19 protein-coding genes are annotated in these 18,765 nt (G+C 64.9%); 4 read left to right on the top strand and 15 right to left on the bottom strand.

All coding sequences use genetic code 11. The features are described 5' to 3' along the window. Window positions 1-19: 19 nt before the first annotated feature. From ACIPW4_RS03350 to ACIPW4_RS03330, 5 genes are all read right to left on the bottom strand, one after another. Window positions 20-940 (bottom strand): LysR substrate-binding domain-containing protein, encoded by a 921-nt coding sequence (locus ACIPW4_RS03350; protein WP_400654761.1) that lies wholly within the window; start codon window positions 938-940, stop codon window positions 20-22. An 82-nt stretch (window positions 941-1,022) separates the two neighbouring features. Then, on the bottom strand, window positions 1,023-1,622 hold the full coding sequence (locus ACIPW4_RS03345) for an START domain-containing protein (protein WP_400654760.1): 600 nt from the start codon (window positions 1,620-1,622) through the stop codon (window positions 1,023-1,025). 92 nt (window positions 1,623-1,714) lie between these two features. Then, complete coding sequence (locus ACIPW4_RS03340; protein WP_400654759.1) at window positions 1,715-2,551, bottom strand: bifunctional allantoicase/(S)-ureidoglycine aminohydrolase; 837 nt, start codon at window positions 2,549-2,551, stop codon at window positions 1,715-1,717. A 132-nt stretch (window positions 2,552-2,683) separates the two neighbouring features. Continuing rightward, window positions 2,684-4,048, bottom strand: a complete 1,365-nt coding sequence (locus ACIPW4_RS03335) for an LLM class flavin-dependent oxidoreductase (RefSeq protein ID WP_400654757.1) — start codon at window positions 4,046-4,048, stop codon at window positions 2,684-2,686. 15 nt (window positions 4,049-4,063) lie between these two features. Then, window positions 4,064-5,035 (bottom strand): aliphatic sulfonate ABC transporter substrate-binding protein, encoded by a 972-nt coding sequence (locus tag ACIPW4_RS03330; protein ID WP_400654755.1) that lies wholly within the window; start codon window positions 5,033-5,035, stop codon window positions 4,064-4,066. A 192-nt stretch (window positions 5,036-5,227) separates the two neighbouring features. Between ACIPW4_RS03330 and ACIPW4_RS03325 the strand changes: the two genes are divergently transcribed. Beyond that, a complete protein-coding gene (locus ACIPW4_RS03325; RefSeq protein ID WP_400654754.1) occupies window positions 5,228-6,106 on the top strand; it encodes a hypothetical protein in 879 nt (292 codons plus the stop codon). On the opposite strand, the gene ACIPW4_RS03320 is transcribed toward ACIPW4_RS03325, so the two are convergent. The 9 genes from ACIPW4_RS03320 to ACIPW4_RS03280 form a co-directional block, all read right to left on the bottom strand. Further along, window positions 6,103-6,987, bottom strand: a complete 885-nt coding sequence (locus ACIPW4_RS03320) for a DMT family transporter (protein WP_400654751.1) — start codon at window positions 6,985-6,987, stop codon at window positions 6,103-6,105. The genes ACIPW4_RS03325 and ACIPW4_RS03320 overlap by 4 nt on opposite strands. 177 nt (window positions 6,988-7,164) lie before the next feature. After that, the gene (locus ACIPW4_RS03315; protein WP_400654749.1) at window positions 7,165-7,827 is read right to left on the bottom strand and encodes a class I SAM-dependent methyltransferase; all 663 of its coding nucleotides are present in this window, start codon (window positions 7,825-7,827) and stop codon (window positions 7,165-7,167) included. Between the two features lie 27 nt (window positions 7,828-7,854). Next, window positions 7,855-8,676 carry a phosphatase PAP2 family protein gene (locus tag ACIPW4_RS03310; RefSeq protein ID WP_400654748.1) on the bottom strand — a complete coding sequence of 274 codons (822 nt, stop codon included), beginning with the start codon at window positions 8,674-8,676 and terminating at the stop codon, window positions 7,855-7,857. 2 nt (window positions 8,677-8,678) lie between these two features. Next, on the bottom strand, window positions 8,679-9,356 hold the full coding sequence (locus ACIPW4_RS03305; protein ID WP_400654746.1) for a histidine phosphatase family protein: 678 nt from the start codon (window positions 9,354-9,356) through the stop codon (window positions 8,679-8,681). Between the two features lie 216 nt (window positions 9,357-9,572). Then, entirely contained in the window at window positions 9,573-10,778 is a 1,206-nt protein-coding gene (locus tag ACIPW4_RS03300; RefSeq protein WP_400654744.1) for an MFS transporter, read from the bottom strand. 71 nt (window positions 10,779-10,849) lie between these two features. Further along, a complete protein-coding gene (locus ACIPW4_RS03295; RefSeq protein WP_400654742.1) occupies window positions 10,850-11,896 on the bottom strand; it encodes a heme-dependent oxidative N-demethylase family protein in 1,047 nt (348 codons plus the stop codon). Window positions 11,897-11,912: 16 nt separating this feature from the next. Beyond that, on the bottom strand, window positions 11,913-12,881 hold the full coding sequence (locus tag ACIPW4_RS03290; RefSeq protein WP_400654741.1) for a PDR/VanB family oxidoreductase: 969 nt from the start codon (window positions 12,879-12,881) through the stop codon (window positions 11,913-11,915). Beyond that, entirely contained in the window at window positions 12,878-13,483 is a 606-nt protein-coding gene (locus ACIPW4_RS03285; RefSeq protein ID WP_400654739.1) for a dimethylamine monooxygenase subunit DmmA family protein, read from the bottom strand. The genes ACIPW4_RS03290 and ACIPW4_RS03285 overlap by 4 nt, the downstream gene beginning before the upstream one ends. Window positions 13,484-13,625: 142 nt before the next feature. Continuing rightward, window positions 13,626-15,050: a gamma-aminobutyraldehyde dehydrogenase gene (locus ACIPW4_RS03280; RefSeq protein WP_400654738.1), complete on the bottom strand. Its 1,425-nt coding sequence runs from the start codon at window positions 15,048-15,050 to the stop codon at window positions 13,626-13,628. Window positions 15,051-15,266: 216 nt separating this feature from the next. On the opposite strand from ACIPW4_RS03280, the gene ACIPW4_RS03275 reads away from it, so the two are divergent. Then, window positions 15,267-16,016, top strand: a complete 750-nt coding sequence (locus ACIPW4_RS03275) for a FadR/GntR family transcriptional regulator (protein ID WP_400654736.1) — start codon at window positions 15,267-15,269, stop codon at window positions 16,014-16,016. A gap of 42 nt (window positions 16,017-16,058) precedes the next feature. Further along, window positions 16,059-16,805 (top strand): cache domain-containing protein, encoded by a 747-nt coding sequence (locus tag ACIPW4_RS03270; protein ID WP_400654735.1) that lies wholly within the window; start codon window positions 16,059-16,061, stop codon window positions 16,803-16,805. Between the two features lie 119 nt (window positions 16,806-16,924). Here ACIPW4_RS03270 and ACIPW4_RS03265 read toward each other — a convergent pair whose 3' ends face one another. After that, window positions 16,925-17,380, bottom strand: coding sequence for a GNAT family N-acetyltransferase (locus ACIPW4_RS03265; protein WP_400654734.1), 456 nt, complete (start codon window positions 17,378-17,380; stop codon window positions 16,925-16,927). A 163-nt stretch (window positions 17,381-17,543) separates the two neighbouring features. On the opposite strand from ACIPW4_RS03265, the gene ACIPW4_RS03260 reads away from it, so the two are divergent. After that, window positions 17,544-18,746, top strand: a complete 1,203-nt coding sequence (locus tag ACIPW4_RS03260) for an MFS transporter (RefSeq protein WP_400654731.1) — start codon at window positions 17,544-17,546, stop codon at window positions 18,744-18,746. Window positions 18,747-18,765 lie beyond the last annotated feature (19 nt).

Here is an 18,765-nt window from a genome sequence, read left to right as displayed (position 1 = left end):
CCGCTTCCACAGGGTTCGTCTAGCTGCGCAACCACTCCACCAGCCCCAGCACCGTGGCCGTGGTGTCGCGGCCATGGGGCACCACCAGGTAGTACGCTTCGCGTGGCTTCACCACCAGGTCGGTCACGCGCACCAATTCGCCCGAGGCCAGCAGGTGATCAAGCATGCGCCCCCAGCCCAGCGCCACGCCGTGGCCGTGCAATGCAGCCTGGATGGTGTCGGTATACAGGTGGCAGCGCAGCCCGTAGTCGAGTTTCGGCGGGTTGCCGCCGAGGGCGCGGAACCAGGTCGGCCAGGTCATCCAGCCCTCGGTGGTGGCATCGGCGTCGAGCAGGTCGGCGTGGTACAGCGCTTCGAGCGAGTCGGGCATGGCATTGCGTGCCAGCCAGGACGGCGAACACACCGGAAATACCTCTTCCTCGAACAGCTCCAGCGCGGTGCCATCCTCCCAGCGACCATTACCGTAGCGCACCAGCAGGTCGACATCGTGGTTGCGCAGGTCGCCGGTGAACTGTTGAGTGGCCAGGCGCAGGCGGACCTGGGGCATGCTTGCACGCAGGTTGCTCAGGCGCGGCATCACCCGCAGCTGAGAGAAGGTCGCGGTGGTGCTGAGCACCAGTTCCTGTTCAGTGCCACCCTCGCTGAGGCGATCGAACACCGCGGCGACCTTCTGCAGCGACTCGGACATCACGGCGAACAGCGCCTGGCCTTCGCTGGTCAGGCGGATACCGCGGTGCAGGCGCTGGAACAGCTGCACCCCGAGGTTGTCCTCGAGTTGCCTGATCTGCTTGCTCACCGCTGCCTGGGTCACGCCCAGCTCACGGGCAGCCAGGGTGACACTGCTGTGCCGGGCGACTGCCTCGAATTCGAGGAGGGCGGTCATCGAAGGAATGATGCGCCGGTAGCCTTTGTGCGTATTGCCGTTTTCTTGTGTTTTCATGCGACGTCCTGGCAAGGCGCGACGCGCTGGTCCGCGCCGCGCGCAGACAGTGGCAGAAAACGCGCCGCGGCGATAGGGCTGCTCAGGGCTGGCGTTCGGCTACCGCACGCAAGGTACGCAGTGTCACCACCGGGGCATCGACGACGAACCGGTTCGCCAGCCAACCCGGCACATCCCCGGCCGGGTCGGCCCGCAGCTGGTAGGTGACCTCGGTTTCACGCTCGCCAAGCGGCTTCATGATCCATTCGCCCGTCAGGTGCTGCACGCGGATCAGCCCCGGTTCTTCCGGCACACGGTTCGGTTCGGCTGTCAGGTGGCGTACCAGGGTGCCATCGTCCAGGCGTTCGGTGGTGACCTTGATCACCATGTCACGCGGCATGGTGGGCCAGGGCAGGTTGGTGGTCAGGTACACCCAGGTGCTGTCGCCGTCCACTTCCACCAGGCGCATCTGCTCGCAGGCGTACAACCATTTGCACGCCACCCGCAGGTTTTCCTGCAGGTCGACCAGGGTGCGCACGCTGGCCTTGATGGTGCTGACGCCGCGGAACTGCTGATAGGCCGAGCCGGCCGTGCTGCTGAGGTAAACACGGATGCCTTCGCGGTCGTAGGCAATGTTCCAGTCGTCGGCAGCCAGGCAGGCGCTGGAGAGCAGCAGCGCGGCAATGAGCAGGCAGCGGTTCATGGCGAGTACCGCGCGGTCGGGGCAGGGCTTTTCAGTATGAGCGGCAAACAGAAAGCCCGCCAGGTGGCGGGCTTGCGGGCATCAGCCTGAACTCAACGCTGTGGGTTGAGGGTCAGGTGCACGTGACGGTTGACGTCCTTGTACAGCAGGTAGCTGAACGGCCCCGGGCCGCCGGAGTAGCAGGCTTGCGGGCAGAAGGCGCGCAGCCACATGAAGTCGCCGGCTTCCACTTCGACCCAGTCCTGGTTCAGGCGGTACACCGCCTTGCCTTCCAGCACATACAGGCCATGTTCCATGACGTGGGTTTCGGCGAACGGGATCACGCCGCCTGGCTGGAAGGTCACGATGTTGACGTGCATGTCGTGTCGCATGTCGGCCATGTCGACGAAGCGGGTGGTCTTCCACGCACCTTCGGTACCTGGCATCTCGATGACGGTGGCGTTGTCGCGGTGGGTGACGAACGACTCAGGCACGGCCAGGCCTTCGACCTTCTGGTAGTGCTTGCGCAGCCAGTGGAAGGTGACGTTGGCCTTGCTGTTGTTGCGCAGGCTCCACTCGGCGCCCGGGGCCAGGAAGGCATAGCCGCCTGGGGTCAGGGTGTGGTGCTTGCCTTCGACGGTGATGTCCAGTTCACCTTCGACGATGAACAGCACGGCTTCGGCGTTCGGGTCCAGCTCTGGGCGCTCGCTGCCGCCTTCCGGGGCCACTTCGACGATGTACTGCGAGAAGGTCTCGGCAAAACCGGTCAGCGGGCGGGCGATGACCCACATGCGCATCTTGTCCCAGAACGGCAGGTGGCTGGTGACGATGTCACGCATCACGCCTTTGGGGATGACGGCATAGGCTTCGGTGAACATGGCACGGTCAGTCAACAGCTCGGTCTGAGCTGGGTGCCCACCGTGGGGGGCGAAATAGGAGTGGTTCGACATGAGCGGTCTCGACTTGTTGTTCTCTCCCCGTGCCTTGGACCACACCGGCCGGTGCGTGCAGGGGATGTGCGAACAGCATAGGGGGCAGCCAGGGGCATCCACAAATTAAATGTTGAAATACTCCACATTCAGTTATTGAATGCGAATCTGGCGCCCCGGGTGGGCTTCGGGCAGCCGGTCGCCATGGCCGAACAGCTTGTGGCGCAAGGTGCCGTCGGCGTAGCTCAGAGGGTAGCGGCCACGGCGCTGCAGCTCCGGAATCAGTAGTTCGACGACGTTGGTCAAGTCTTCCGGTTGCACGGCGTAGGTGAGGTTGAAACCGTCGATGCCGGTCTGGTCGAGCCAGTGCTCCAGCTGGTCGGCAATCTCGGCGGGCGAGCCCACCAATACCGGGCCACGTCCGCCCAGGCCGACGAATTCGGCGGCTTCACGCACGGTCCAGCGGCGCTTCGGATCGGCGGCGGTGAACGCCGCCAGGGCGGCGCGGCCAGCATCGTTCTCGACATACTCGATGGGGGCATCCGGGTCGAGGCCGGCCAAGTCGATGCCGGTCCAACCCGAAAGCAGGGCAAGGGAGGCGTCCAGATCGACGTAGCGGCGGTATTCGGCAAAGCGTGCTTGGGCCTCTTGGGTGGTCGGCGCGACGATCAGCAGCGCCTGGGCATAAATCAGCACCTCGTCACGGCCCCGCCCGGCCACCTCGCTAGCCTGACGGATGCCGTCGGCGTAGCGGCGCAGCACGGTGGGCGTCGGGCCGCTGATGAACACGCACTCGGCATGGCGGGCGGCGAACTGCTGGCCGCGCGCCGAGGCGCCGGCCTGGAACAGTACCGGGGTGCGTTGGGGCGAAGGCTGGCACAGGTGCATGCCGGGCACCTGGAAGTGCTCGCCGGCATGCTGGATGGCGTGCACTTTCGACGGTTCGATGTAGCGGCCGGTTTCGCGCTCCAGCTGCACGGCATCGTCTTCCCAGCTTTTTTCCCAGAGTTTGTACAGCACCTCCAGGTATTCCTCGGCCACATCGTAGCGCTGGTCATGGCCCAGCTGGCGGGCCAGGCCGAGGTTGCGCGCGGCGCTGTCGAGGTAGCCGGTGACGATGTTCCAGCCGACCCGGCCATTGCTCAAGTGGTCCAGCGTGGACATGCGCCGGGCGAATGGATAAGGGTGCTCGTAGGTCAGCGAGAAGGTGACGCCGAACCCCAGGTGCTCGGTGATCCCGGCCATGGCCGGCACCAGCAGCAGCGGGTCGTTGACCGGCACCTGCACGCCACCGCGCAGGGCGGCGTGCGGGCCACCCTGGTAGACGTCGTAGATGCCCAGCACGTCGGCGATGAACAGCGCATCAAACAGCCCGCGCTCCAGCAGGCGCGCGAGGTCGGTCCAGTAGTCCAGGCGGTTGAATGCCACGCTGGTGTTGCGCGGGTGGCGCCACAGCCCCGGGGACTGGTGGCTGGCGGCGTTCATGCTGAAGGCGTTGAAACGGATGTGGCGGGGCATTTCTTCACTCCCTGGTCACGGCAATACAGAAGCTGGGTAGATGGCATCGGCCACCTGCAACTTGTGCGGGATCAGGCCCAGGCCCTGGAAGGTATCGGCGAGTTTCTGCTGCTCGGCAACGATCTGCGGGGTGATGGCCACGGCGTTGTAGTTGCGCCGCGCGCTGGCCACCTCCAGTACATTGGCGCTGATGCCCAGCTGTGGAGCCAGCAGCGCGGCGACTTCGGCGGGCTTGGCATTGGCCCACTGGCTGACCTTGCCGAGTTCGCCGAAGAAGGTCTTCAGCAGGTCGCGGTGCTGGTTGGCGAAGGCGGCGGTGGACAGGTAGAAGGTGCGGTTGTTGGTCAGGCCGCTGCCATCGCGCAGGTTCTTCAGGCCCGGCTGGCTTTCGGCCGCCGCTAGGAATGGGTCCCACAAAGTCACGGCCTGCACGCTGCCCGATTGCAGGGCAGCGACGGCATCGGCGGCGTTGTTGACATAGGCCGGGGTGATGTCCTGATAGCTCAGGCCGGCCTGCTCCAGGGCCACCGCCAGCAGGTATTGGGCATTCCAGCCGCGGCCGGTGGCCACGCGCTTGCCTTTGAGGTCCTGCAGCGAAGTGAGGTGATCCTGCTCGCGGACCACCAGGCCGATGCCGCGAGGGTAGGGTTGTTCGGCGGCCAGGTAGACTACCGGCTTGCCGGCGGCCTGGGCGAAGACCGAGGGCGCGTCGGCAGCATGGCCCAGGTCGATGGCGCCGGTGCTCAGCGCTTCGAGCAGTTGCGGGCCGGCGGCGAATTCGTGCCAGCTGACCTTCACGCCTTGCGGCGCCAGGGCTTTCTCCAGCGCGCCGCTGCCTTTGAGTATGTTGATACTGTTGAACTTCTGATAGCCGATACGCAAGGTCTTGGCGTCTTCGGCGAAAGCGCTGGACCAAGGCAGCAGGCTGCTGGCGACACTGGCCAGGATGCCGCCGACGAGCAGGCGGCGCAGAGAGGAGAAGGGCATGGGCGTGGGTCCTTGTGCAGGGGGGAAATGTTGTACCCAGCCTAAGGAGGTGGCGTTTGGCTTTCAATTTTTTAATTCCATTTAGTTAGATTGTTTTGTTCTTTTTATATCCTTTTGTGTTTTGGTTGTGTGATGACGACATTTTCGTATCCTCTTGCTAGGATTCGGGCCCACCTCAGCGGAGCCCTGTTCATGCCCATCCTGCGCCGGCGCAGCACCCGTATCGCCCTGACTGCCACCACCGGCCTGATGGCTGCCACCTTGGGCTTCTTCGCCTGGCAATCGTTCTACCCGGTGCAAGCCGCCAGTGGCTGGAGCGTCGAAGTGCTGCACCGCGACGTGGCCAAGGCCGCTTCATTGTTGCCCCAGGCTGACGGCAGCCTGCTGGTCAGCCGCGAGCTGGATGACGGCAAAGGCAGCATTCTCAAGATCACCGCCAGCGGCGAGCGCGTGGTGCTGATCGACCACCTGTCCAAGCCCGACGGCATGGTCGCGGCACAGGGTGGCTGGGTCTTCAGCCAGGAGGGCGGTCGCGCGCCGGTCAGCCTGTCCCGCGATGGCCAGGTCACCCAGCTGTTCGACGGCGACAGTGTGCAGGGGTTGTGGAACGACGGCGATCACCTGTATGCCATCGAAGACCGCAAGGGCAACGGCCGGCTGATGCGCTATGACTGGGCCAGCGGCCAGCTCGACGTGCTGCGCTCGGGGCTGACCGAGACCGAAGGGTTAACCCGCTGCGCCGACGGCCGCCTGCTGTACACCGAGAAAGGCACCGGCATCATTCGTGCGCTGTCCGACGATGGCAAGGACCCGGTGGTCGTCGAGGGCCTGCGCCATCCGACCTTCCTGATGTGCGACCGGCGCGGCCTGTGGATCAGCGAAGACAACACCCACCGCGCACGCCTGCTGCGCGTGGATGCCCAGGGTACCCAGCACGTGGTGCTGACTTTCCTCAAGGCGCCGCAGTCGATCGTGGCGGATGGCAAGGGTGGCTACCTGCTTGCCGAAGGCGGGCGCAATCGCGTGCTGCAGCTGACCCCGCCGGCAGACGAGGCCACTGCCCAGCGTTAACTGGGCAGGCGGCGCTTGCGCCCTGGCAGCAGGCCCAGCACCAGCAGGCAGCCGAGCAGGATCACCAGGCCGCCTGCGGCCTGCAGCAGGCTCAGCGCCTCGCCGAGGAACAGCGCGCCGACCAGCACGGCGACCAGGGTGACGACGAACTCGACGCTGATGGCGCGCGTCGCACCGATGCGCGCGACCAGGCCGAAGTACAGCACATAGGTGGTGGCGCTCATCACGCTGCCGCTGAGCAACAGATAGAGCCAGTCGCTGGCCTGTGGCAGGGTCGGCACCGGGACTATCAGCAGAAACGGCAAGGTCAGCAGGCCACCGGCCAGAAATGCGCCGCCCGTCACGGTCCACGGGTCCTGCCCGCGCAGGTGCAGGCTGGCGTAGTTGCTGCCGAAGGCCGCACACACACAGCCGAACAGCGAAGCCAGGCAGCCGTGGATGAAGTCCTCGGTCACCGGCTGCGCCGGGAAACCTACCAGCATGACAATGCCCAGCAGGCCCAGTAGCAGCCCGGCCAGGCCTTGCGAGCTGATCTTCTCCAGGCCCCACACCCGGCCGATGATCATCGAGAACAGCGGAATGGTCGCGACGAAGATCGCGGCCATCGCCGTGCCGATGCGCGGGGTGGCATAGGACAGGCCGATCAGCTGACCGGCGACGGTGGTGGCGCCGACCACCAGCAACGGTTTGATCAGCGGGCGCAGGCGCAAGGCCCGGCCCAGCAGGGCGGCGAGTATGGCCAGGGTGCCGCCGGCAATGAAGGCACGCAGGCTGACCGCGCCGACCCAGCCGAAGGCGTGTACCACCTTGAGCACCACCAGGAATGAAAAGCCCCAGGCGATGGCCAGGAACAGGTAGGCGGCGATATCGCGGGGTTGCATGGGGCAGGGTCCGTCCAGAGGGAGGATCGCAGGCTATCGGGTAGTTGATTGGGATTTCAAGAACGATGTTGTGAGTGCTAGCCTCTTCGCGGGTAAACCCACACAGCTACATCACAGGACCTCAGCGTTGCGCGATCCCTGTGGGAGCGGGTTTACCCGCGAAGAGGCCCGAACAGGCTATCCAGCAATCAGCAGCAACGATTGCGGTACCTGGCTCTGCGGATGCTGCGGCTCCTGCAGGCTCAGCAGCCTGAACCCCGCCATGTCCAGTGCATTCAACCAGCTGGCCAAGGTGCGGAAGTACCAGGGCATCGGCTGCCAGTCGCCAGTAAAGCCGGCAAACGACTCCTCACGCCAGCCGTCCTGATAATCGCCGCCCGCCACGCTCCAGGGGTGCAAGGTCTGAATCACCAGCGCACCGTCAGCCGCCAGCAGCCCCTTCATGGCCGTCAGCAACGGGATGATGTCTTGTTGCAGCAGGGCGAAGTTGGCGCAGATCAGCTCATAACCGCTGCCGATATCCACTTCACCTTCGGCCAGTTGGGCATAACTGGCCTGGTGCACCCGCGCCAAGCCAGCAGCCCGCGCAGCCTCGACCAGCGCGGCGTCGCCATCCACACCTGTCACGTCGATGCCACGATCGGCCAGGGCCCGCAGCAACCAGCCCTCGCCGCAGCCAAGGTCCAGCACCCGCTCGGGCTGGCGGCCGAGGATCGTCAGCAGGATGGCCTGGTCGGTGACCTGCCGGCGGCTCTCGATGGCGCCGCCACGCACCGCGTCTATCCAGGCCTGAGCATTGCGCTGCCAGCTGTGCAGCAGTGCGTCTTCGGGGTTGGGCATGTGCAGGCTCCTGAGCAGTGTGACTGCTCAAGCATAGGCACCCACCTCTGACTTGTCTGCGGCTACCCGCGGCGGTGCCTGGAGCGCCTCGCGCCCATAGAAGCCCAGGGCGCAGGCCCAGGTGGTCAGCCACACGAAAATCCCGGCCCAGAAGGTATGCGACATGTAGTGCCAGCCTTGCAGCACGCGGGTGGTGCCGTAGACAAAGCCGATCAGCAGAATGGCCACCAGCAGCTTGCGCGCATGCTGCCAGCGGTGGCGCAGCGCCACGAAGTACAGCGCCAGCAGGGTGAAGCCGCTGGATGCGTGGCCACCGGGCCAGCAGCGGCCTTCGCCGGCCTTGCTGAACCAGCTGAAGTTCTCGTACCACTCCACGCGTGCCTCGGGGCCGCCATAGAGGGTGGTTTCCACCGGGCAATACACGCTGGTGTGGCTTTTCAGGTAATGAATGACCGTGGTGCTCAGGGCAAATGCCACCACCACGAACAGGAAGTCGCGGCGATGACGGTGTGTGAAGCGCAGCACCGGGCTGATTCGGGCAGCATTCAGGCCGCGGGTGATCAGCGCGCCGGGGTGGTTTGCCAGACGTGGCCAGATGAACGACAGCAGCGAACCGATGATCGCTACCTCGCCGGTCCAGTTCGGCAGGATGCGCGGCCACTTGTGGGTCACTTGCTCGAACAGCTGGTCATGCAGCAGCGGGAACTGCCCGCTGACTGGGTCGAGCAGCAGGTTGCTGATACAGCGGTCGAGTTCGGTGAGGTCGAACAGCAGGAACGTGATCGCAGCCAGCAGCAGGGGCAATAGCAGGTTGTTGACGTAGAACGTGGTGCGTGATGAGCCGGGCATGCTTACTTCCCTGTGCTGCTGTTGAGTGTCTGCCATTGGTTGGCGTTGAGCTGCCCGAGCAGGTGGGCCTTGCCGTTGCTGTCTTTGCTGACGAACAGTGCACTGGTATAGCCGGCAACGCGTTCACCGTCGGCCACGCCCAGCTGCCGTTCGAGGTGGTCGATACAGCCACTGTGGGTGACCAGCACCAGGTTGTGGCCCTCGCGCTTGTGCGCAAGGGCGGCATTGGCGAACGTGCTGTCGCAGCGCGCCAGCCAGTCCTGAGTTTCGATGGCCTTGCCGAAAACGAACGAGGCGGTCTGCTGAGTGCGGACTTCCGGGCTGCTGAGGAAATCGGCATCGGCCAGACCCAGGCGACGGATACCGTCGCCGACGGCGGCCGCAGCATGGCTGCCGTTTACGGTGATGCCCGAGGGGTCACCCAGGCAGGCTTGCCTGGAGCGGTCGCAGCGCTCGGCGTGGCGGACCAGGACAATCACCTCGTCGCGGTTCCAGGCGCTGTAGACGCCATGCTCGCTCATCAGCTGCGCGCTGCCCAGATTGCTGACATGCGTGCGCAAGACGTGCCAGAGGCCGGACGCCGTGGCCACCAGCAACACGGCCAGCAACCAGGCAGCTGGCAGCTTCCGGCGTTTCAGGCGCGGGGCGTGCGGGCGCGTCGCAATAATATGTTCCAGCATGCTGCTACTCCGAGGACAAAGCTGGCAGCACCTTAACCTCGGGTTCGTGGCCCAACGGTGAAGCGGATGTGAAAATTGCCTTGGTATAGCCTGGAGTTCGAGTGAGTGCCTGGCTGTTCGCCTTGAGGCTTGTGGTGAGCGCCGCGCGGGCGGCGCTCGGTCTCCCAGGCACCACAACCCTCATGGCGAACACCTAAGGCCTCACCCCGAATCGAATCAAACCCCCACAGCAACTCCCACAGAGCCAGGTTCGCGACGAATGCTAGCCAGCGGCACAGCCACCAGCAGCAAGGTCAGCACCACCGTCACCCCAATCCCCCAAGCCGCCAGGCTGAACCCCCCCAGCGAAATCAACCCGCCAGAAATCGCCGGCCCCACCGCCAGTCCCAAGCTGAGGAAACTGCCGGCAGCCGCCACCACACGGCCTTCGCGGTCCAGCGCTGCAGCCAGGCCGGTGAGGTAGCTCAGGGCATAGAAATAGGTGATGCAGATCGTCATCACCCCAGCGGTGTACAAGGTCTTGGAATGCTCGCCCAGCACATAGCTCAGGCTCGTCGCACCGGTCAGCAGGATGGCCAGGATCACGGGCGTGCTCATGCCGAAGCGCTTGCCGACCATGGCGGCGATCAGCGGCCCGATCAGGCCGACGAACGACTGGAACGATAACAGCACGCCCAGTTCATCACCGCTGTAACCGACCAGGGTGCCGATCCGCTCGACGAAGGCCCAGCCCATGGTGTCGCGGGCCTGGAACACGAACATCGCCAGCATCATGCAGATGGCCGGCAGGCTCAGCAGGATATTGCCCGACGCCTGTTTGCCGGCAGGCACCTGCGGTGAAGGCTCGGCCATCGGTGCGCGTTGTGCCATCGCCGGAATGGCCAGCAGCATCACCGCCATGGTCGCGGCCATCGCGTAATACAAGCCGTGCAGGCCATCGGTGGCCATGACCTTGGCGTAGCCCAGCATCACCACGATCATCAGCACCACCGACAGCACGTTCATGTGCCCGGCAACCCGGTCCGGATGTTTGGCGCTGGACACCGCAGCGTTGCCACAGGCCAGTGCCAGGCCGGCGCCGATACCCGCAACACAACGTACCGCCGCCAGTGCATAGAGGCTGTCGACGTTGGCGCTGAGCACGTTAGCGGCAATCGCCAGCAACGTGCCGACCAGCGCCAGGGTACGCCGGGGTGCGCGGCCCATGAACGGGGCGACCAGCAGCGAGGCAAGCATGGTGAAGCCGAACTCGGCCGACATCAGCAGCCCGGCCTGGGCTTCGTTGAGCTGCAGGTCGTGAATGATGGCGCTGATCAGGAACGGCAAGGCCCACAGCCCGAGCAGGCCGACGCCGTAGGCAGACGCGGCGGCGGAGAACACCAGGCTCCAGCTCTCGGGCAAGCAGTGTTTTATTGTTTTCATTGGGTTAACCCTGAATGGCATGCACAGTGTTGGGTAGACGCGCGCCGGTTGTTGGCGCGCGCAGGGTACGGTTACTGCTGGCTTTCGTCGACCGGGGTGCCGTCATCGTACTGCGACAGCCAGGTGACCATGGCATCGCGGTAGCGGGTGAAACCCTTGTAGTCGACCAGTTGCTGGTCCAGGTCGCGGATCACCCGGTGCATGCGCTTGGCCCACTGCGGCGCGAATTCGGCCAGTTCCTGCAGGCTGACCAGGTAGGTGCGCACCGGGAACAGCACGGCGTTGCTGCGGGGCAGACGGTGCAGGGGCTGCAGTTCGATACGCAGGTTGACCCGTTCACCGGCGTTTTCGGCGGTGATGGTGGTGCGCTCCGGTGCCCAGTCGGGCAGGGTTTCGGCAGAGGTTTCCAGGCGCGGGTCGACGGTGATCGACCAGTTGGTGCGGCGCACCGGGTGGCCTGGGCGCAGGCGCAGGAGGAATTTCAGCGCCCGCTGCAGGATGCCCATTTCATGCAGTTTGGGTACCGGGCCGTGGAACTCCATGAAGCTCATGCCGAGGTTGAAGCGCAGCGAATAGTCGGCGCGCTGGGTGGCCATGCCGGCGCCCATCACCAAGGTGTCGTCCCGTTCTTCGAGGAGAATGAACTCGCCCTGTGCCTGACGAGTGATGTATTCCATCGGCTCCATCGGCAGGGTACTGGCGTCGCCGAAGGTGAAGGTCTGGTCGATCTGCAGTGGGCGGTTGATCCAGTGCCACTGGCTGCCTTTCTTCTCCAGGGTGAAGTGCTCGGGGTAGTCCCGCGAGTACGACTCCATCAGCAGCTCCAGCAGGTCCCACTGGGCTTCCATCATGTGCGGCAGGGCGGCGTAATGCACGCCCGGCTGGCTGTCGAGGGTGTGCGCACGGTGGTGGCATTCGGAGATGTAGTGTTCGTCGATGTCGAACTGCCCGCGCAGTGCGCCGGTGCCGAACGGCACATGCGGCTCGACGTTCATCGAGTACATGTATTGGTCTTCCGGATACGGGAAAGGCAGGCGCAACACGGCTTCGCGGCTGTTGGCGTAGCTGTGGCCCTGGCCTGCATCGGCGTAGGTCTCGATCGGCTTGAATACGGTCATGTTGTTGTTTCCTGTCTCAGAGGTCTACGACCAGGCGGCTGCAGTTGGCGCGGGATACGCAGGGCATGAATTTGCGCTTGCTCAGCTTGTCTTCCTCGCTGAGCCAATCATCGCGATGGTCGAGTTCGCCATCGAGGTCCAGTACTTCGGTCTCGCAGTAACCGCAGGCACCGCCGCGGCACAGGTACGGCACCTTGTAGCCGGCCTGTTCGGCGGCTTCGAGCAGCGACTGTTCGGCCGGCACTTCGATCGTTACCCCCTGGCGTGCCAGGGTGACGCTGAACGGCTGGCCGCTGGACCCTTGCTCGACGAAGCGCTCGTAATGAATGTGGCTGTCGGTCCAGCCCAGCGCATGAGCGCTGTCGAGGGTGTCGTCGATCATGCTGTCCGGGCCGCAGACATACACGTGGCTACCCAGCGGGCGGCCTTCGAGGATGTGGCGGATGTCCATGCGTGCATCGACGCCTTGCACGTACAGGTGCACGCGCTCGCCGAAGCGTGCCTGCAGCTCCAGGCCCAGGGCGGTGTGTTCGGGGCCACGCACGGCCAGGTGCAACTCGAAGGTGGCCTGCTTGAGCTGCAGTTCTTCCAGTTGCGAATAGACCGGGGTAATACCCACCCCGCCGGCAATGAACACGTGCTGGCGGGCATGCTTGGCCAGCGGGAACAGGTTGGCAGGCTGCAGGATCTGCACCAGGTCGCCTTCAGCGACACGATCGTGCAGGAAGCGCGAGCCACCCCGGCCCTCACTGACCCGGCGCACGGCGATCTGGTAGGCGCTGGAGTCGTAGGGCGAGCTCATCAGCGAGTAGGCGTTGCGGTGAGTCTTGTCGCCGTCTTCAAGGACCACCACCACATGACTGCCGCCGGAAAACGCCGGCAGGTGCTTGCCGGTCGGGTCGACCAGGGTGAAGCGGGTGATTTCCGGAGTGAGCGCTTCGATGCGGGCGACGCGCACGCTGAGGGTGCCGTTATGGGTATTCATGTGTCGAGCTCCTCGGCTGCTGGCAGTTCGCCCGGGACTTCGCCATCGGCCTTGATGCCCTGGAAGGCGGCCAGGCGACGGGAATAGTGGTCGCGCACCACCAGATCGAGCTGGCAACCGGGGCAGGTGAACACGCGCTGGGTGACGTTCTCGGTGTAGGTGTCGCAGTGCGCGCACCAGACGCGGCGCACCAGCGTGCCACTGTGCTCGCGCAGCACCTCGTCACGGTTCAGGTCGACCGCATTGGCGGCCTGCATCGCGGTGCCGATGAAGCTTTCCGAGCCACTGAGGTACAGGCGTGTGCCCATGTGGGCCTGGCCCAGCCGTTCGCGCAGGGCGGCGATCAGCGCCTGGTTGCTGGGAAATACTTCGAGCCCGGCCGCTTCTGCAGCTTGCAGGGCCGTCAGGTGATCGTGCCCGGAAAATGACTCGGTGGAGTAGAGCAGGGTGCTGTGCGCGCGCTGAGCGGGGGACATGTCCGCGATCAGGCGCAGCATGGCCGCGCCGCCGCTGCCCTGGCCCGCGACCAAGTGGCGCAGGCCGCCTGCCATGGGCCGCAGCTGGTCATAGACCGGGCGGCTTTTGATGCCGGTGATAAGCATGGTGACACACCTCGTAAGCCCGAACCCCCGGCCTGTGCCGGAAGGTAACGTTGACGGCTGTTTTCAGGCTTGGGCACGGGTGAAAGCAGAACCCATGCCATATTGCCTATGGTTTTATATGTTTTATGACCAAAGTCGACGATCAGTGCTTGAACATCACGTGGCGCACGCAGGTGTAGTCTTCCAGGCCGTACATGGACATATCCTTGCCATAGCCCGACTGCTTCATGCCGCCGTGGGGCATTTCGCTGACCAGCATGAAGTGCGTGTTGACCCAGGTGCAGCCATATTGCAGGCGTGCCGCCAGGCGGTTGGCGCGGCCGACGTCGCGGGTCCATACCGACGAGGCCAGGCCATAGTCGGAGTCGTTGGCGTAGGCCAGGGCCTGGGCCTCGTCGGTAAATGGGGTGATGCTGACCACCGGGCCGAACACTTCGCGCTGGACGATCTCATCGTCCTGGCGAGCATCGGCCAGCACGGTCGGCTCGAAGAAATAGCCATCGCCAGCACCGCGTTGCCCGCCGGTGACCAGGCGAATGTGCGGCTGGGCTTTGGCGCGCTCGACAAACCCTTCCACTCGCTCCAGATGCTCGCGGGTGATCAGAGGGCCGAGTTCGGTTTGCGGGTCGTCCTGCAGGCCCATGCGCAGGCTGGCCACAGCTTCGCCCAGCTTGCTCACGAACTGCTCGTAGACGCCTTGCTGGACATACAGGCGGCAGGCTGCGGTGCAGTCCTGGCCGGCGTTGTAGAAGCCAAACGCACGGATGCCTTCGACTGCAGCCTCGATGTCGGCGTCGTCGAAGATCAGCACCGGCGCCTTGCCGCCCAATTCCATGTGGGTGCGCTTCACGCTGCTGGCGGTGCTGGCGATGATCCGTGCGCCGGTGGCCACGGAACCGGTCAGCGACACCAGGCGCACCTTGGGGTGGTTGACCAGCGGCTCGCCAACGCTCGGGCCACGGCCGAACAGGATATTCACCACGCCGGCAGGGAACAGCTCGGCCATGATCTCGCCCAGCGCCAGGGCGGTCAGCGGGGTTTGCTCGGAAGGCTTGAGCACCACGCAGTTCCCGGCAGCCAGCGCGGGGGCGAGCTTCCAGGCGACCATCATCAGCGGGTAGTTCCACGGCGCGATGGAGGCGACTACGCCGAGCGGGTCACGGCGGATCATCGAGGTGTGGCCCGGCAGGTACTCGCCACCGGCCGAGCCCGACAGGCAACGGCTGGCGCCGGCAAAGTAGCGGAACACGTCGGCGATGGCCGGGATTTCATCGTTCAGCGCTGCCTGGTAAGGCTTGCCGCAGTTCTGCGACTCCAGGCGGGCGAGGGTGGCGGCTTCGGCTTCGATGCGGTCGGCCAGCTTGAGCAGCAGCTGGGCGCGATCCTTGGGCGCGGTCTGCGACCAGCTGGTGAAGGCCTGGTCGGCTGCCTGCACAGCGGCATCCACCTGGGCAGCGCTGGCTTCGGCGATGCTCACCAGCACGGTGCCTTCGGACGGGTTGTACACGGCGTACGGGCTGCCTTGCCCATCGACCAACTGGCCGTTGATCAGGAGTTTGGTTTGCATGGCGGATTCCTTGGTCGGTCTTATTGGTAGAAATCTAAACCTATGAAACCATATCTTAATATTTTTACTTTGCCAACCACTGCGAAAACCCGCTCCCAGGCGGTAGAATGGCCCGTCAATCGGTATCGGGCACTGGCCCGTTAGCTATAAGATGCGAAACTGAACCTTTTAGCCGAGGCCCGTGCCAAGCCTGGGAATGCTCGATAGGGAGAGGCAATGACTGCCCTGAATAGTGCTCGTAACACCGCCTTCATCCGGTTGCGCCAGGAAGGGCGGACCGATGAAGTGGCGCGCCGCCTGGTGGAGGCGATCGAGTTGGGGATGTTCGCTGAAGGGCAGCAACTGCCCAGTGAGTCGGAACTGGCCCTGCAACTGGGCGTCGCCACGGTGACCCTGCGTGAAGCGCTGGTTGTTCTGCGCCAGCGTGGCCTGATCGAAACCCGCCGTGGGCGCAATGGCGGCAGCTTCGTCTGCGCGCCGGTGGAGCTGCCCGAAGCGCTGCTGCTGCAACGCCTGCGTGACATGAGCGGCCCCGACCTGCGTGACCTGGGTGACGAGCAGACGGCGATCTCCGGCACTGCGGCGCGTCTGGCCGCCAGGCGCAGCTCGCCAGAGCAGCAGGCGCGCATCGCCCAGCATATCGAAACCCTTAGCCAAGCCAGTTCGCGCCTGGCCCGGCACCGCGCCGATGCACGTTTTCATATCGAAGTGGCCGCCGCCGCGCAGTCGCTGCGCCTGACCAGCGCGGAGATGCGCCTGCAATCGGAGGTCGGCGAGCTGTTGTGGATGGAGGCCGCCGGCGGCAGTGACGTGACGGTGGTCGAGCATGAGCACCGGGCGATTCTCGAGGCGCTGGTCGCCGGCGATGCGGTGCTGGCTGGCGCCTTGGCCGAAGCCCATGTCAGCCGCGGCATCAAGCGCCTGATCAGCCTGCGTCTGGAGCTGCTGGCCGACGGCCAGGACTGAGCCGTCCATAACAACAAAGCTGTACCTGCGTGAGGTAATGCCATGTTTGCTCAGAGCGACAACGACCCGCTGTCAGCCTGTGCCCAGCAGCTGGACCACACCCTGGGGACCATCTTCGGCCAGGTTCGCCAATTGGTGGAAGAAACCCGAGCGTTATGGGAGCGGGTCCTGGACGAAGGCCGCCAGCCGAGTGCCAAGGACCTCGCGACCCTGCGCCCGGCCATCGACCAGCAGTTGCTGACCACGGGTGCCTTTGGCTGTGGCGGCGGCATCATTGTCGAGCCCAACGGCCTGGCCGACCGTGAGATGCACCTGGAATGGTGGTACCTGGCCGACGGCGGCAAGACCCTGCCGCTACGCCCGAACTTCGACCGGCGCCGCGAAAACTACTACGACTACACCGAAATGCCCTGGTACAGCCGGCCGATGAAGACCGGCAAGAGCGTGGTCGAAGGGCCTTACGTGGACCTGTACGGCACCAACATGTACGTGCTGACCTTCACCATGCCGATCGAGGTGCAGGGCCGGTTCATCGGCGTGGCCGGTCTGGACCTGTCGCTGCACAATGTCGAACGCCTGCTGGTGCGCAGCCTGATGCGCCTGGAGCATGAGGCGGTGCTGATCTCGGCGGACGGGCGGGTTATTGCCTCGAACACGGCGAACTGGATGGTCGGTGACCTGGCGCAAGCCTTGTTGAACACCTTGCCGCGCGACGGCATTCGCCTGGCGTTGGCCGAGTCCGAGGCGGGCTGGTCGCTGGTGCGGTTGCCGGTGCTCAGGCGCAAGTGAGTAGTTGCCTGGGCCGGCCTCTTCGCGGGCATGCCCGCTCCCACAGGAGTATCGCTGGCTTCAAGTTTGGCGCAGCCCCTGTGGGAGCGGGCGCGCCCGCGAAGAGGCCGCATCAGACGTCACAAGGCTTTGCGCATGAACACCCGGGCAAAACCTTGCGCCTCGGCCCGGTGTGTCTCGACATAGCCAAGCTTGCGATAGATCTCGATGTTCTCGGTCATCCGCTCATGGGTATACAGCCGCACGGCATTGCACCCCACCTGCCGTGACCGGGCCTCACAATACCGCATCAGCACCTTGCCAATCCCCCGGCCCTTGCACTCGGGCAACACCGCAACATTGGCCAGCAGCATCTCGTCGCCTTCGCGCTCCAGCACCAGCACGCCCACCATCTGCGAGCCATCCAGCGCCACACGCACTTCTGCACTCGCTATCACCTGGCGATAGTCATCCTGCATCGGCGCTGGCGGTTTGCCGATGCGTGCAATGTAGGGCGAGTAGGCCGCCCGGACCAGATCGGTGATGGCCTCGACGTCAGTGAGCTCGGCCCTGCGAAGGGTGAGGGGTGTGTGCATGCTGTGTTCTCCGCAAGGTCGCTGCGCTGATTGTGCGCCGGCCTGCAAGGATAATAGTTATGAGTCTGCATCGCTTTACTCCGCAGCTTTCATACCCATGCGGCAGATACCCCGTGATAAAAATCTGGCCTGAGCCGATCCATAAAAACAACCGGAATACCCGATGTCCTCAAACCACCCCTCTGGCAACGGCCTGTTCGCCACCTTCTGCCTGAGCAGTTACCTGCTATCCCTGTCGTACGGCACCACCTTCCTGCTGGCGATGACGCTGCGCGCACATGGCGCCAGCGAGGCCGATGCCGGCACGGTGATCTCTGCAGCGATGCTCAGCACCTTCCTGGCCGTGATTTTCTCCGGGCACCTGACCGACCTGATCGGCGCGCCCAAGGCCGTGGCCGGTGGCGCGGTGTTTCTCGCCGCGGCCTGTCTGGGCTTTGCTGCCGCCCCCGGGTTCGGCACGGCCATGGTGCTGTGTGGCCTGCTGCTGGGCTTCGGTTGGGGCGTGTTCTACACGCTGGGGCCGATCATCGTGGCGATGCTCATCGAGCCGGCGCGGCGGGTGAAATACTTCGCCTTGCTCTCGGGCAGCATGATGACCGGTATCGGCACTGGGCCGCTGCTGGGGCGAGCGGCGCAGGCGCTGGGTTATCCGGTGGAGGCTGCTTTCGTCGCGGCTGCCGCGGCGAGTCTGCTGGGTGGCGTGCTGTTTCTGCTGATGGGGCCGCGCATGCAGCAGCTGAAGAACGGCGCCGTCGCGGTGTGCAAGATCACGCCGGCCGCAGCGCGTTCGGTGCTGTCTTCCAAGGCGGCCTTCGCCATCCTCATGGTTGGCCTGGGTGGCGCGATCTTCGGTGGTTTGTCGAGCTTCCAGACCTCCTTCGCCAGCGCCAGGCAGCTGGACTACTCGCTGTTCTTCCTCGGTTTCATGTCGGCCGCGATCTCCTGCCGACTGCTGATTGCCGGCTTCATCGTCAAGCGTGACCCGTACCGCATGGCCTGCCTGCTGACGGCGCTGATGGTACTGTCGGTGCTGATGTTCATGTACGCCGTCGACAGCGCGGCGGCCTATGTGCTGGCAGCAGTGGTGCTGGGCGTCGGCTATGGCCTGACCTATTCAGTGATCAATGGCCTGGCGGCCAACGAAGCACCTGCCGGGCAGACCGCCCAGTCGCTGGTGCTGTTCAGCCTGGCCTATTTCGTTGGCGTGTTCGGGTTTCCGTTGTTGGCCGGCAAGGTCATCGTCGAGGCTGGTATGTCCGCGCTGCTGCAACTGCTGCTGGCGATTGCGCTGGCCAATTGGTCGATCACCTTTTGCCGTCTGGCCTGGCGCCGTGGGAGCCGTCGCCCCGTGGTGGGGCGCATTTGAGCACGCGCACTATGCCGGT

This window comes from Pseudomonas sp. NPDC089996, assembly GCF_044748405.1.
Lineage (GTDB): Bacteria > Pseudomonadota > Gammaproteobacteria > Pseudomonadales > Pseudomonadaceae > Aquipseudomonas.
Note: the sequence above shows the minus strand (reverse complement) of the source record. Positions and strands in the feature narration are given on the sequence as shown.

Excerpts from the sequence above, each read along its gene's own strand:
- ACIPW4_RS03350 (WP_400654761.1), bottom strand. The coding sequence starts at position 940 with ATGAAAACACAAGAAAACGGCAATACGCACAAAGGCTACCGGCGCATC.
- ACIPW4_RS03345 (WP_400654760.1), bottom strand. The coding sequence starts at position 1,622 with ATGAACCGCTGCCTGCTCATTGCCGCGCTGCTGCTCTCCAGCGCCTGC.
- ACIPW4_RS03340 (WP_400654759.1), bottom strand. The coding sequence starts at position 2,551 with ATGTCGAACCACTCCTATTTCGCCCCCCACGGTGGGCACCCAGCTCAG.
- ACIPW4_RS03335 (WP_400654757.1), bottom strand. The coding sequence starts at position 4,048 with ATGCCCCGCCACATCCGTTTCAACGCCTTCAGCATGAACGCCGCCAGC.
- ACIPW4_RS03330 (WP_400654755.1), bottom strand. The coding sequence starts at position 5,035 with ATGCCCTTCTCCTCTCTGCGCCGCCTGCTCGTCGGCGGCATCCTGGCC.
- ACIPW4_RS03325 (WP_400654754.1), top strand. The coding sequence starts at position 5,228 with ATGCCCATCCTGCGCCGGCGCAGCACCCGTATCGCCCTGACTGCCACC.
- ACIPW4_RS03320 (WP_400654751.1), bottom strand. The coding sequence starts at position 6,987 with ATGCAACCCCGCGATATCGCCGCCTACCTGTTCCTGGCCATCGCCTGG.
- ACIPW4_RS03315 (WP_400654749.1), bottom strand. The coding sequence starts at position 7,827 with ATGCCCAACCCCGAAGACGCACTGCTGCACAGCTGGCAGCGCAATGCT.
- ACIPW4_RS03310 (WP_400654748.1), bottom strand. The coding sequence starts at position 8,676 with ATGCCCGGCTCATCACGCACCACGTTCTACGTCAACAACCTGCTATTG.
- ACIPW4_RS03305 (WP_400654746.1), bottom strand. The coding sequence starts at position 9,356 with ATGCTGGAACATATTATTGCGACGCGCCCGCACGCCCCGCGCCTGAAA.
- ACIPW4_RS03300 (WP_400654744.1), bottom strand. The coding sequence starts at position 10,778 with ATGAAAACAATAAAACACTGCTTGCCCGAGAGCTGGAGCCTGGTGTTC.
- ACIPW4_RS03295 (WP_400654742.1), bottom strand. The coding sequence starts at position 11,896 with ATGACCGTATTCAAGCCGATCGAGACCTACGCCGATGCAGGCCAGGGC.
- ACIPW4_RS03290 (WP_400654741.1), bottom strand. The coding sequence starts at position 12,881 with ATGAATACCCATAACGGCACCCTCAGCGTGCGCGTCGCCCGCATCGAA.
- ACIPW4_RS03285 (WP_400654739.1), bottom strand. The coding sequence starts at position 13,483 with ATGCTTATCACCGGCATCAAAAGCCGCCCGGTCTATGACCAGCTGCGG.
- ACIPW4_RS03280 (WP_400654738.1), bottom strand. The coding sequence starts at position 15,050 with ATGCAAACCAAACTCCTGATCAACGGCCAGTTGGTCGATGGGCAAGGC.
- ACIPW4_RS03275 (WP_400654736.1), top strand. The coding sequence starts at position 15,267 with ATGACTGCCCTGAATAGTGCTCGTAACACCGCCTTCATCCGGTTGCGC.
- ACIPW4_RS03270 (WP_400654735.1), top strand. The coding sequence starts at position 16,059 with ATGTTTGCTCAGAGCGACAACGACCCGCTGTCAGCCTGTGCCCAGCAG.
- ACIPW4_RS03265 (WP_400654734.1), bottom strand. The coding sequence starts at position 17,380 with ATGCACACACCCCTCACCCTTCGCAGGGCCGAGCTCACTGACGTCGAG.
- ACIPW4_RS03260 (WP_400654731.1), top strand. The coding sequence starts at position 17,544 with ATGTCCTCAAACCACCCCTCTGGCAACGGCCTGTTCGCCACCTTCTGC.